The organism is Bradyrhizobium sp. FW305-F6 (assembly GCF_058782905.1).
Genome location: NZ_JBYSYD010000006.1, coordinates 1 through 13,343, shown reverse-complemented (window position 1 = coordinate 13,343; position 13,343 = coordinate 1). Strand labels below are relative to the sequence as shown.

The 13,343-nt window shown below is 59.3% G+C and carries 11 protein-coding genes; 5 read left to right on the top strand and 6 right to left on the bottom strand.

All coding sequences use genetic code 11. The features are described from left to right. The first annotated feature begins 25 nt into the window (after window positions 1-25). The 3 genes from AC3WLX_RS30425 (at window position 26) to AC3WLX_RS30415 (ending at window position 2,876) form a co-directional block, all read left to right on the top strand. A complete protein-coding gene (locus tag AC3WLX_RS30425; protein WP_061020546.1) occupies window positions 26-367 on the top strand; it encodes a type II toxin-antitoxin system PrlF family antitoxin in 342 nt (113 codons plus the stop codon). After that, window positions 364-870, top strand: a complete 507-nt coding sequence (locus AC3WLX_RS30420; RefSeq protein WP_061020547.1) for a type II toxin-antitoxin system YhaV family toxin — start codon at window positions 364-366, stop codon at window positions 868-870. Before AC3WLX_RS30425 ends, AC3WLX_RS30420 begins: the two co-directional genes overlap by 4 nt. 83 nt (window positions 871-953) lie before the next feature. After that, the gene (locus AC3WLX_RS30415) at window positions 954-2,876 is read left to right on the top strand and encodes a hypothetical protein (RefSeq protein WP_061020548.1); all 1,923 of its coding nucleotides are present in this window, start codon (window positions 954-956) and stop codon (window positions 2,874-2,876) included. A gap of 139 nt (window positions 2,877-3,015) precedes the next feature. Here AC3WLX_RS30415 and AC3WLX_RS30410 read toward each other — a convergent pair whose 3' ends face one another. The 6 genes from AC3WLX_RS30410 to AC3WLX_RS30385 form a co-directional block, all read right to left on the bottom strand. Continuing rightward, window positions 3,016-3,699, bottom strand: coding sequence for a hypothetical protein (locus tag AC3WLX_RS30410; RefSeq protein WP_492338710.1), 684 nt, complete (start codon window positions 3,697-3,699; stop codon window positions 3,016-3,018). Between the two features lie 129 nt (window positions 3,700-3,828). Then, entirely contained in the window at window positions 3,829-5,568 is a 1,740-nt protein-coding gene (locus AC3WLX_RS30405) for a phospholipase D-like domain-containing protein (RefSeq protein WP_061020550.1), read from the bottom strand. Then, window positions 5,565-9,023: a DEAD/DEAH box helicase gene (locus tag AC3WLX_RS30400; RefSeq protein ID WP_082770329.1), complete on the bottom strand. Its 3,459-nt coding sequence runs from the start codon at window positions 9,021-9,023 to the stop codon at window positions 5,565-5,567. Before AC3WLX_RS30400 ends, AC3WLX_RS30405 begins: the two co-directional genes overlap by 4 nt. Window positions 9,024-9,208: 185 nt before the next feature. Continuing rightward, window positions 9,209-9,934: an SOS response-associated peptidase gene (locus AC3WLX_RS30395; RefSeq protein ID WP_061020551.1), complete on the bottom strand. Its 726-nt coding sequence runs from the start codon at window positions 9,932-9,934 to the stop codon at window positions 9,209-9,211. A gap of 3 nt (window positions 9,935-9,937) precedes the next feature. Then, on the bottom strand, window positions 9,938-10,387 hold the full coding sequence (locus AC3WLX_RS30390; protein ID WP_061020552.1) for a hypothetical protein: 450 nt from the start codon (window positions 10,385-10,387) through the stop codon (window positions 9,938-9,940). 46 nt (window positions 10,388-10,433) lie between these two features. Beyond that, window positions 10,434-10,829 carry a hypothetical protein gene (locus AC3WLX_RS30385; protein WP_245325053.1) on the bottom strand — a complete coding sequence of 132 codons (396 nt, stop codon included), beginning with the start codon at window positions 10,827-10,829 and terminating at the stop codon, window positions 10,434-10,436. A 147-nt stretch (window positions 10,830-10,976) separates the two neighbouring features. Here AC3WLX_RS30385 and ku point away from each other — a divergent pair, with 147 nt between their 5' ends. Together ku and AC3WLX_RS30375 are read left to right on the top strand one after the other, a co-directional pair. Further along, window positions 10,977-11,903 carry a non-homologous end joining protein Ku gene (ku, locus tag AC3WLX_RS30380; RefSeq protein WP_061020554.1) on the top strand — a complete coding sequence of 309 codons (927 nt, stop codon included), beginning with the start codon at window positions 10,977-10,979 and terminating at the stop codon, window positions 11,901-11,903. A gap of 517 nt (window positions 11,904-12,420) precedes the next feature. Beyond that, the gene (locus AC3WLX_RS30375; protein WP_492338709.1) at window positions 12,421-13,245 is read left to right on the top strand and encodes an ArdC family protein; all 825 of its coding nucleotides are present in this window, start codon (window positions 12,421-12,423) and stop codon (window positions 13,243-13,245) included. The last annotated feature ends 98 nt before the right edge of the window (window positions 13,246-13,343 follow it).

Below are 13,343 nucleotides of genomic sequence, written 5' to 3'. Positions count from 1 at the left end.
GGTGTGATGATGCAAGGAGTCAGTTATGGCCAAAACGGCTGAAATCCTCGAAATCCCCGCCACCATCACCGAGCGCGGTCAGACGACAGTGCCGGCCGCTATCCGTAAGATGCTGGCTCTCGGCAAGCGGGACAAGGTCGTGTTCCGTGGCCTCGCCGACGGCACTGTCGTCATAGCGAAGAAGCAGAGGCGTGAAGCCGAAGCTGACCCTGTGATCGGTACGTTCCTCAAATTCTTGGCACGTGACATGGCTCACGAGCCAGCACGAATTCGGTCGGTGCCGCAGTCGCTGGTTGCGCGCGGCAAGGGGTTGGTCCGGGGTGTCAAGGTAGATCTCGACGCAGCGCTCCCGGATGACGAAGGGTGAGCGACGACACCACCGAAATCAATGGTTGGAAAATCTATGCGCACCCGCTCTTCCTCGATCAACTCGAGGCGATGATCGAAAAGGTCGAGCAAGCGCGCAAAAAAGATCCGAAGGACTATAAAAAGAAGCGCGCCGCAAAGCTCCTTGCGGCGGTGCTGAAGGTCGCATTCGAGGATATTCCCAGCGATCCGACTCGAGACACCTACCGTCAGGGTTCGACGTTGGGCAGTGAATACAAGCACTGGTTCCGTGCAAAGTTTTTGCAGCAGTTTCGCCTGTTTTTTCGCTACCAACAATCAGCCGGTGGCAACGTCATCATCCTGGCCTGGGTCAACGACGACTCAACGTTGCGCGCCTACGAGAGCGCCAACGACGCCTACGCCGTATTTCGGAAGATGCTGAAGCGCGGCAACCCTCCGGACGATTGGACGAAACTTAGCGAATCCGCTCGATCGCCTGACGCGATGCGACGTGTTCGGAGCGCAGCAGAGCCGAAGAAATAGCAGCTTCGGATTCGCGACTGCGACGATGCCAGTGAACGATAGATCGCGTACATAAATACCTCACTGCAATTGATGGCGACGCCATGGATCCGTTGGCTGCATTGTCAAAAATTGGCCACGCCTTCTTCGCCCGAGATGGCGTTAGGCTTGCCTTTGGCAAGCGCTGGGATGGGGAGATCATCCACATTTCGCAGGCGTCGCGTGGCTCGTCATGTGGCTGTCAGTGTCCGGCCAGAAATTGCGGCCGAAAGCTCGTCGCGCGAAAGCCTGATAGTGACATGGCCCACCACTTCGCGCATGCGCCACTCACGGCGGCGGAGCGAGAAGCAGGTATCGCCCCGAGTTGCAAGCACGGCAATATGACGGCGCTCCATCATTATGCCGAGCAATTGCTCAATAGCCGCAAAAGCCTCGTTCTTCCCCCCGTGCAGGCCACGTACGGCGCGCACATCAGGACAATTCGCCAGGCAAAGCCTTTCGTCTTTGACTCAGCTATGCTGGAGACCATGGATGGTGAAACCATTCCGGATGTTATCCTGCAAAAAGGCGATGATCGAATGCAGGTCGAGGTCTATGTGACGCATCGCTGCGGCCACGAGAAGCGGGCCAAGATCTCGGGCGCTGGCATCTCGGCAGTAGAAATTGATCTATCTGCGCTGTCCCGAGACACGACGATAGCAGGTCTCGACGAGGCGATTCTAACGTCGGCTCCGCGTGAATGGATTTATAATCGCAAGGCCGCCCACGTCAGAGATGAACTGGAGCAAATAGAGAAACAGGAAGCAGCTGCAGCAGAGGAGAGACGTCGCATCCAGATCGAGAAGGTCAAAGCAACCTATGCTTCCGCACGACAAAGGGCATTATCGTCTGACTGGCGGGAATCGCCCCAGGTACAAGCTGTTGCTGCGGCGGGAGACGGCACGCTCCTTGACGGGCCTTCCATCGGAGAGGGATATTTCACGGTTCATCCCAAGGTGTGGAAGGCGGCCATCCTGTGTGACATGGTACCGCGTTTCAGTGGCGTAATCCCGTTCTCCGTGATCGGAGAGTTTCGCACGCGCGATTGGATCACAGAGGAATTCAGCGGGCAGCACCAGGATCCACTTCTGGTTGACGCCAACCTTCCTAAAGGTGGTGCCGAACGAGCCGTCCTTAAGTTCCTGCGTTCTCTTGCTGTCAAAGGAATTGTGGAGGATACAGGCTGGGCCTGGAAGCAGACGCAGCGGCGATCCGCTGAATTGCATCAGCGCCGCATTGAGCAGGATCGTGCGGATCGAGAGGCTGCACAGCTGGCGGCGCGGCTGGCATCCCTAAGCGGTCTCGGCAAAAGTATTGCCCTCCTTGGATCCGATATTGAGCGACAGGGCTTCGACGTCGCATCTTGGATGGAGCATGCGCCGGATGGCCAGCAATCCCTGAAGCAAATCGCCACCAAGGGCGATGCCGCTTGGCAGGCATTAAAAAAAGCTCTCGCGACCACCCTTGCAGTTCTCAAAGATGAATCTGAGCAGAAGGCCGATGATCTCGGGCTGCCGGTTCGCGGTGCGCTTCAGGCGATGCGTTCGATCCACGACAGCCGGGCCGCCGAGCGCAAGGCCGAAGAGGAGGAAGCAGAGCGACTTCAGCGTTTGGAGCGGCTAAGGACAATCACGGCTCTTTCAATCTCGCGGATCGGCGATGCCCATTCGAATTGGCTAGAGGCACCACACTCGGACCTTGACGGGATGTCGCCGCGCGAAGCCGCTGAACTGTCTGGAGGGCATCTCGAAATTGCAACCCGTCTTTTGCGCAGCTTTCAAGCAGAGTTGATCAAGAAAGCGAAATGGGTTGATGAACTGGAGCGAGAAGCATCGAAGCTGCTTCCGCGGCTCGACATGCTTCGCCTCTACATGACAGCGGGCGATCCAGAGCTGCCCGGCCTGGTCTCCCCGACCGTCCACACAAAGGACGAGCAAACGATGCGGCAGTGTTTGGCGCTCTTGAGGCGTCGTTACGGCAAGCGGTAGTGTCGATATGCACTGAATCGAGCTCAAGAACTATTGTTGTATTGCGCGCCATCGCATTGCCAACTTCGAGGTTTGCCTTGAACCTTCAAGGCACCAATCAGGGTTAGGGCGAGCAAAACGCTCTCGCCAGCCTGGAAGTTCAGCGATTTGATGATGGGCGCCCTGGCGGCAGAAAAACGAGAAATTCATTACGGACAGTCGCCGCGGCTTCCAAATCACGAAGGCCCAGCTGCTGCGGTGACATGTCGATCAAGAACGTCAGACCAAGGATAGTTACGCTGAACAGCGGAAAATTACGTCCGTCTTTTGCGATCGGAGTGGACGCACCCGTAACAGGTCCTAGGGTTTGAGTTGTGTCCATCGCCGCACGCAGTGCTGGCGCGTCAGGTCGGCCCCATACAAACGCACGAACATGTTCGTATCGTGTGTCAGCTGCTTCGGCTACGCCATAGTGCCTGGCGATAAGATTGAGCCCGATCTTGTAGAGTGCACGCACAAAACGAGGGTCATTCCCGAACTGCTGGCTGAATCCGAGCCGTCCGGCCTCCGGCTCTATCCACGTGTCAAAAATACCGTTGGACTTGGCCGCTGGGTGCAGGCGCTTTCCCTCTGCTTCCACAATTTGAGGCCCAGCGTTGAGAAAAATATGCTGTCCAGTCGCCGAGTGTTTGCTGCTGATGGCGCGCCAGCTATCAATTGAAGGTCTACGCCCGCCCTTTCGGGGCACGCCATAGACGACAGTCGCCACCTCGAACTGCTTTAATAGGGCCTGATCCACCGTCCCCAAGGCGTTGTTGCAGTTTACGCACATCACGTTGCGCAAGACCAAGTCTTCCGGGCACCCGAGAGCCTCAGGGATGCCGTGCTCGGTCGAAAGGCGTTCAAATTCGTTTAGGCACCAGATGCAGATCATTGCGCATACTAAGCTCATGTAACCCGCTATATGGGTCGATCAGCCCTCGAGCTCTCCCTCGAATTTTGCCAAAAGGGATGTAGCCAGGCCTTCCCCTTCCAGATGTAGGCCAATCTCGTCGAGAGGATTGTCGGGCGAACCTGTCTGAGAGCCCCAATTCATCGTGCTCACGACAACATCATCATTGCCCCACAGCAGGAATTTCGCGTGGACTTGCGGATCCTCCACGGCAATCAGATCGACGACGCCGTTCAGCCGATCGCGGTGGGCCCTGACATGCCGCCGCTTGATGGGTCCAGACGAGCGCGAATAATAGACACGGACGTCGCCGAGGCGGCGGCCCGCGATTTCGGCCGGGTTGAAGAGCCCGGGCACCATGGGTGCACCGACCTTGTTGCTGCAGCAAACGAACCGTTCATCGGCCTCGTGCGCCACCTGCCGTAGCAATCGCTCGTGATCGTCAGCCTGCAGGAAAGTCATCCGAACCGGCACGCTCTGGCCGGTATCGGTAGTGGGTGATAGGGGGCTTCTGGTGCGCCTCAAGTCCGATGCCATGAACTGTAGCGTTTCGATCGAACGACTTGCGCTCGAAAGAGGCGAGATGATCGAACGCAAAAGATCCAAGCCGGCCGCTGCCGCCTGATTTTCGGTGAGCTCGACAGAAAGCTCCACGGCCGAAAAAGGCGACGACAGCCAATTGGAGGAGCCCAGCAAGACGACAGCCCCTCCTTGGCCGTCATCTGCGGCGAGACATTTCACGTGGCTTCGAACCGAGTCGCGGTGTGCAAGCACAAAACCACGCGCGTTGCGCACTGAGGAGAGTCGAACGTTCAGCTCCTGCATTGCGATTGCATTTTTTCTCTCGGCGTCAAGCACGGTGCCATAGAACAAATGGCAACGTACGCCACGTAGACAAGCCCGCTCAAGCGCGATGCGGATACGTTCGTGGCGCTCCGTGTATTTTCCTTCGTGCGGCGTAATGAAGGTCGAAAGTACAAAGACGTCTTCTTCGGCCTGGCCGACGATGCGCTCGAAGGTCTCCAGATGCTGGTCGCCGCCCATGATCAAGTCGTCAGTGGATATCGCCGTATCGATGGTCGGTGACCGGTCTGGTTGTGGATCGCTGGCTTCAGGAAGGATGCCGGTTTTGAGGGTTGCTCGGAGGGATTCAATCAGATCTTGACTGGCTCCCTCGGGGAGCAGACCGTTTTTCACATCATTGAGTTCGATGGCGAGATATTTCCTTTCGAGGACCGAATTGATGGTTTGCACGCCGCGCAACCATTCACCTGGGCGAAGCATGTTCGTCACAAACTGGGTGACGCGAACCACCATCGTGTCGTCGGTCTCATCGGGCCCCGCAGGAAAGTTGACCTTGTGCTCCGCGTGGGACAATCGATGGAGCTGGACTGTGTCGACGTCGCGGTTGCGAAAGACGGAGTGCCCGACCTTTTCCAGCACAAGACTGATGTGAATCTCGCGATCTTCGGTTCGCTCTGGCAGAGCGCCCCCCAACCGGATGAAGTCGTGACCGACAGTGCTTGTCGCCAGTTGAGGAACAGGTGACAGCCGAATCTCGACTAAGCCGAACTGCATCAGCCGCGCTATGGTCGAGCCGGCGACCTGGACGGGAACTCCGAGCGACGCGGCAACACCCTCGATCGTGTCTGGGGCGCGATCGAGCGCGAGCAGGATCATCTCCTCGATTGGGCTCCATCCCCAGGTGCGTTGGACGATGGCACGCGCACGATAGTGCCAGGCGGGAAGGTAGATTTTCACGCGGGAAATCTCCCGTTCTCATCGACCGTGATGATAGAAGCACCCTTCACCTTGACGGTGGTGCCGTCCTTCCTGACGAGATCGTAATCAGTCCCGGCCAGCGTCGCGAGCTCCTTCAGCATCTTGCGAAGGAACTCAAGCTCATCTTTGTTTCCATCGGGATCTATTCCTTCGACCACTTCTCGAATGAAGCGCTGGCTTGTGGCAAGAACCAGCTTTTGCTTGGCGCGGCTGAGCAGCACATTCATGCGTTGCGGGCTCTTAACGAAGCCGAGCGCACGCGATCCGACCATGACATTGTTGCGCGTGAGACTGGCCACGACGACGTCGGCTTCACCGCCCTGAAAGCTGTCGCTCGTAAAGATAAACGCTCCATTGCTGCGCGGGCTGACGAAGCCGAACAGGGTCTTGTCTTTCTTGATTTGTTGGTTGAGCAGGTGTTTGAACCAATTAACCTGCGCCAGATACGGCGAAAGGATCACCAGCGTGGGCCGGCGGCCGTCGTCGCCGACGACCGGCTGCAAGCCTTTTAAAGCTGCTATCAAAGCCTGAGCTTCAAGGTCGTTGCGGTACGATCGCTTCACTTTCGTTTCGAAATTGCGCCGTTTCGTCACGCTGAGCGGCGGAAAATCGAGGAGAACGATCGGCGCGGCGAGGTGAGGCGCGGTCGACGTGACAGTCAGCGCGCGACGCTTGACACGTTCGGAGGGAACGAGCCTTCTGTTGTAGAAAGTATTCGAGACGAGGTCCCCGATGGCGGGGTGCATGCGGCTCTGCTCGAGGAGAGTGTTGACGATCGTACTCGGCCGTCGCGCGTCCTTTTCCCGCTGCTCTTCGCGCTCTGCGACTGATCGGAAGGGTTCTTCAAGACGGGCTGCTGTGGCGAGCACTTCTTTCAGCAGAAAGTCGTTCGACTTAATAGTATCGAGCGCCTCGTTCACTTCTGGCGGCAGATCGGAGATGGTTTCAAGTTGCTCTTTCGCGCCCCGCAGCAGCTCCGACGCGCGTTCAGGATCGTAGAACTTTTGCCGCTGCGCGGCATCGAATGGAGACAGCTGGTTATGGTCTCCAACCATGATCCTCCTGTTGCCCAACAACAGTGCGCCGATCAGTTCCGCGCCATTGGCGCGGGCAGCCTCCTCCACTATGACCCAGTCGAACTGGTCGCCGTCAGCGATCATTTCTTCGATAATATGGGACGACGTCGTGGCAAGCGTCACATCCGATGATCGCAACAACAGATTTTCGGTATCGCGAAACACGCGGTCGGCAACCACCGTTTCCGACGGATCCACGGGTTGAAGGGCCTGTTTGATTTGATGGCGTTGGTTGACCATCGCACTTTCCGCGGCGTGGCCTGCGACTGAGACCGAATTGAGCAGGCCAACGGAGTTCGTCCGCAGGGAGGTTACTTCGTCGGTCGGCCGCGTGCGGTCGACACGAACCACGATCTCCGGACCTCCCGCCAGAGTCTTTTTGAGTTCGTCCTCCATCTGAATCAAGGTTTCGTGGTTTTGGGCCGAGACCAGCAGCCTGGCGTCCCGTGTTTTCCCCAAAATACTCTTGACGAGATGCGAGATCAGGAAGGTCTTGCCGACGCCAGGGGGGCCGACAACGACATTGATGGATCTACCGGCGACAATCGCGTCCCATGCCGACTTTTTCGATGCATCCATGTCGTCCGGCGGCGTGCTGCCGGGAGCTGCAATATCGCGCAGCACATCGTCGAGCGCGACCTGTGCCGGATCGTCGACCGCTCTTAAGAGTTCAATATTGGTCCGGGCCGCCACGATATTTTGAAGGCGACGGCGGATAGCGCGCTCAAATCCGCTATCGCGTCTAGGGCGAAGATAGAGAGTCTGCCCCGGCACGACCGCTTCGCTGGTCGCGAATGTGTAAGTCAGCCGTCCCTCGACGAGGCCGCCCGTTCCTTCATAACTGAGCTCGGGAAGCCGCTCGCGATCGCCGGCGAGCGCATCAAGGCGTGACAGCGTCCAATTTGGCTTGCCGTCGTCGTACTTCAACTCGTGGCCTAAGGCATCGTATGCCGGACGCAGTCCCATCATTTTGCGCCGGATGTCGCGCTCGTCATCCTCGCGGCATGCGAGCCAGGCCAAATCGGTATCTCCGTCCGATGGCGGATGAAGCACTTCGACGGGATAGATGCGAAACTGCTCCCGCAACCATGTAAAGGCTTCGAGGAGGATGAGGGCGTACCAGGTCGGAATATCGTCGGGTCGTTGAGCCGCGCGGCTATTGCCACTGGCGTCGATCCACCGCTTGGCACCGGGACCAAGCTTGCGCACCCGCTCTTCAGCGCTTTTCCGCGTTCGCGCGAGGTAGACCCTGTGAGAAACCTCGACGGCATCGAAGATGTGATCATCAGGCCGCCTTTTGTTGGCATTCTCGATCATGCCGACACAATCATCGACGACTTTCACGCCATAGGCGGCAAGATCAGTGACGACACGCACAAAGGCCTGATCCACAGCAACAGTACGTACCGTTGGTCCGCTCAGATCGTCTTCGACAAACCGGAGGACTGCGTCCCGGTCATCTGCCTGTATCGTGCCCGACGTGAGAGCCGGAAGGTCGCTTTGGATAACTTGAGGCGAGGGATAGAGAACAAGCTCGCCTTCGGCGCTCGATCCTGACCGGTCAAGATCGGCCACGATCTCCGTCAGCTCGCTCAGGACAATACTGCCGTCGAAAAGCTGATGGTGTGGTGGATTGGCAAGGCGATTGAGCATGCGCCGTTCGATCGGCAGCAGGGAAGGTCCACCGCCGTCCTCGGTAAGGCCAAGGATACGGGACGCCGTCTGCCCCAGATCGCTCCAGTCCTGCCGGAACGATACGGTGCCCGAGGGCCGCAGGAGATGTCCCGCACCGCCCATATCGCCGTCGGCGATGTGCACACACGCCTCGTAGCCGCCGAGTCGGAAATCCTCCTTCTCATCGCTATGCGAGAAGATCGCATGTTCGCTGATAGCGCCATGCACAATTCCCGCATCATGACAAAGCGCGAGTCCTTCGGCTATGCGCAGGATATTGCGCCAAAACACCTTGCGACCGGCCGTCGTAAGCAGCCGGCCTTCTCGCGCTCGAACCCTGTGCGACGACCCGGAGATCGGACTGCCCGGATCGACCATCAAGATGCCGATCTCATCCTGGTCCTCGACGATTTCAAGAACCTCAACCAACAGCTGTCGTGCACGGCGTGACGACAGGACGCGCCGGACACGCCTGAGCCCGTGCGTGATGAGTCGTTTCAGGTCTTCGTCGAGCGCAGATCCGGTCTTCTTAAACAGACGGAGGAGATAGTCTTCGCCGTCGGCGATGCCGGTGGCAAAGCGAAGTTGAGAATGCCAGCCATCGACGCCACTAGAAAACGCGGTATCGGCAAACGCAAACCGTGCGTCGAGCTTCGCCTTTCCTAGCTTCGGACCTCGCCCCATGGCGACGTATTCCTTTGGACAGATTCCAACAGCGTGATTCGTATGCGGAGGATAACTATATGATCTGAAGTGAAGTTATCGACCCAAAAACTGGGACTTTGCAGGGTATTTCAGTGTCGCGCGATCGTCTGATTCGCCGAGGATTGGACGCGGTCGCGGCCCTGTTTGGTCGTCGGCCTCGTCAGTTACGACGGCCAAGCCGGAGGGTCTTCTTTGACGCCGCGGGCGATGATCCGAAGGCTGCTGTCGGGAAGCGGCCGCTGTAGCTTAAGGGCCTCGTCCAGAGGCGCCGTCATCCAGGTCTCGACTTCGTCTGGCGTCGTCAGGATCACAGGCATGGCCTGGGGGTGGATGGCGTCGACCTCGGCGTTCGGCTCTGTTGTGAGGAACGCGTAGAGGTCGTTGGTGGTCTCGCCTTCCATGACCTTCCGAACGGACGTCCAGTTGGTCCAGATGCCGGCGAAGCAGGCGAGGGGACGGGTCTCATCGACCGCGAACCAAATATCACCGCCCTCGGCCTTGTTGAACTCGCTGAAGGAGTTGAACGGCACTAGGCAACGGTTTTCGGTTCCCAGCCATCTCGTCCAGTGCTTGCTCTTCACGTTGCGGATGTTGGTCGTGCCGCCGTCCGGCTCCATCCGTAGCAATTCCTTGAAATCGACGGTCCTGCCCTTGGCCTGCAGCTTCTCGGCTCGTTTCTTGGTGGCGTCCATCAGCGCTTTTGACGACGACGGCATTCCCCAACGCGCCGTGGCGAGTTCGCGGCCCTCGGCCCCGTTGCGCACGATCGGTGCGTTGTAATCGGGAAAAACCCCGGGCATCGGCGCCAGATTGCCGACGTATCGGTTCACGACGCGGAACAACGCGCTGATCGCGGCCTGGTTGGTTGTGATCGAATAGAGATTACACATGGGTCAGGCTTCGGTTCGAGGGTGGCGCGGCTGCCAGGCCAATTGTAGCAGAGTCGCAGATGGACGCCGGCCCGCCTTGGCGCACTTGCGACAGCGCAGCCGGCTGGCGAGGTCGTGCACGAAGGTGGTCGGTGGATGCTTCATCGCCGCGAGGTCAACGTCGCTCGGCGTCTTGCAGCGCGCGCACTGGATCTCCAGCCAAGGGAAGCCGCCATTCACCGCTTGATCGATCGTCGGGGACGGATCAATCGGTTCTCCGTCTGACCACATGCGTTCGTTCCAACTCTCGCATAGCAGCTTGTCGGCCTGCTGGATGAGCGCTTCCCCCTTCGCTCGCGTCTCCGCCGATCGGGTAGCCAAGATGTTGGCCATTGCCCGCGCCTTGCCGAGCTCTTTCGCAAGAGCCTTGCGGTCGCCGCCCGACAGGGGCGTAGGGTGATACTTCGGGGCCATCCGGAAATCCAGGCGCAAACAGTTCGGATCGGCAATCCAGAGGGGGCTACGGCGTCTCGAACGCTGGCCAGCACCCGTCTTCTTCATGCCTGCCGGTGCGCTGCTGGCAGGTGTTGTCGAGCAGGCGCTGCGCCACGTCCTTCCAGACTGCGTTGCGGCCATACAATCGGACTGCATCGGCGGTCTGGATTTCCACGGTCCGCTCGCAGCGGCGGCAGGAGACGCGGAGTACATGGCGCTGAATTTCCGAAAGACGTCGCTGTCGTATCTGGGCCCCGGTCGTGCCGGCGCGAGGGTCCTTGAGGACCGATTCCCAATATTCGGCCGGGAGTGGCACATCTGGAGCCGCACCGGGGGAAGCCGGCCTCCGGGCGGCTTCGGCAGCCAGTTTTTCCATCTGCTTCGGGGTCGGCATGCGCCAGCTCGCGGGTCGGTCGGGCATTCCGAATTAGAACATAAAGAGAACAAAAGTCGAGTCCGCTTGGGCTGGCATTCGAGAAAAAATCATCCTTTTGGTAGGGGCGCGGTGTCGGAACCAAGCCCGGCCGTTCGTCTTGAATCCGGCATTAGTATCGGAGTTTCCCCCGCCATGGCCCCCCGCGCTAACTGGAAAGGCTTCCTGCGTCTTTCCCTCGTCACCTGCCCGGTCGCGCTCTATCCGGCCACGTCGGAATCCGAAAAGGTCTCGTTCAATCAGCTCAACCGGAAGACCGGCCACCGCATCAGATACGCCAAGGTGGACGCCGACACCGGCGAGGAAGTCGCCAACGAGGACATCGTCAAGGGCTACAAGGTCGACACCGACACCTTCATCGAGGTGACGAAGGAGGAGCTCGAGAATGTCGCGCTAGAATCGACGCGAACCATCGAGATCGATGAGTTCGTCGAGCGCAGCGAGATCGACTCGAGGTATCTGATCCGTCCCTACTATCTGGTGCCGGACGGAAAGGTCGGTCACGACGCCTTTGCGGTCATTCGCGAGACCATCCGCGAAATGAACAAGGTCGCGATCGGGCGGGTGGTGCTGACCAACCGTGAGCACATCATCGCCCTTGAGCCCATGGACAAGGGCCTGATGGGGACGCTCCTGCGCTATCCTTACGAGGTACGTTCTGCGGACGAATATTTTGACGACATCCAGGACGTCAAAGTTACCAAGGACATGCTTGATCTCGCCAGACACATTGTCAATCAGAAAGCGGGCCACTTCGAGCCGGACAAGTTCGAAGACCAGTACGAAACCGCCCTCATCGATCTCATCAACCAGAAGCGCGCCGGCAAGCCCATCACCGCCAAAGCACGTCCCCGCGGCGAGAACGTCGTCGATCTGATGGATGCGCTGCGCAAGAGCATTGGCAGTGAAAAGGTAGCGGCAAAGAGCTCCAAGCCGGCCAAGAAGCCGCGCAGGGTCGCAAGTGGTCAGAAGGAAATGCTCATGCCAATTGCCGGAAAGAAGCCGGCGAAGGAAGCTGCGGCGAAGAAACCGGCAGCGAAACCGCAGCGTAGATCGGCGTGACGGTGGGGCCGAGACTCAGTTGCTCGATGCGCGTCCCAATGCTTCTAGGTTTGGAGAGTGGAAGCGGCTCGTGTCGCGCGAGGCGGATCAGCGTCCTGAAACCGCGATAGTGCGCGTGCGGCTGCGCCGCACCGGGCTCTCGTGAACCGAGCCGCAAAGCGTCTCGGCCGTATGGCTTCGATCCCTCGCGCCAGAGCTTAAGGAGCTCCTCGCCGGGGGCACTCGGGAAAGGGTCCCGCCGCCATGAAGTATGCCGGCGTCGCTATCACTGCCCCGTTCCCGGGTGCCCTCTTAACCGGTCTCGTCGCTGCACTCGGTCCCGCGTGCCGCCTTCGGCGTCGCTATGCTCACGCTCCTGCGGGTGCCATTTTCTTGAAGGCGATGCGCTTTGGCCCACGCCTGGTCAGGGCCTGCGGCCCTTGCGCAGGAGGCTGAGAGTAAGAGTGCAGGCTGGGTTTTTCCGTGACGGGTTACTGGCTGCGAGAGAGGCTCGCGGCGCCCGTCGCGGAGACCCGCGATGTCGAACCATGCTTCTCGCGCGCGCGCCTGTCAGGACCGGGCGCCCCTCTATGACGAAATCACCGATAAGATCATTGCCGAGCTTGAGGCAGGTCGCGTGCCCTGGGTCCAGCCTTGGGGCACTGCCGCGGCAAAGGCGCCTTTAGCGCTGCCGAAAAACGCTTCGACCGGTCGATCCTACAGCGGGATCAACATTCTGCTGCTCTGGGGAAGTACGATCGAGCATGGTTACAGCGGTCAAAGCTGGCTCACGTTCCGGCAAGCGCTGTCGCTTGGCGGCCACGTGCGCAAGGGCGAGCGCGGCACCACCGTGGTCTATGCTGACCGTTTCGTACCCAGCGACGAAAAGCGGCGCGCCGCCGAGACCGGCGACGAAGCGCGGGCCATTCCATTTCTCAAGCGATTCACCGTCTTTAATACGGATCAATGCGACGGACTTCCGGACGAGATCGCGACCGCGGCTCCGCCACCGCCGGCTGGTTTGATCGAGCCTACGGTGGAGTCCCTGATCAAGGCCACCGGGATTACATTTCGGATTGGAGGCGATCGCGCATTCTACGCACCGGCTGAAGACTTCGTGCAAGTCCCGCCGCCGCAGGCTTATTTCGAGCCGATCAATTGGCATCGCACCGCGCTGCATGAACTCGGCCACGCGACCGGGCATCGCTCGCGCCTCAACCGCGACCTCAGTGGATCTTACGGCACCAAGAAATATGCCTTTGAGGAACTGGTCGCCGAGCTCAGTGCCGCATTCGGCTGCGCCTCGCTCGGAATCGTGCCGACCGTGCGTCATGCCGACTATATCGGCTCCTGGCTCGAGTAATGGCGAGCTCGCCATTACTCCAGTAATCAGCAGCAGATCATAATGTGAAGGAGCACCACCTTTCCGGTGTTATGCGGGGATGGTGTGCGATCTCCTCC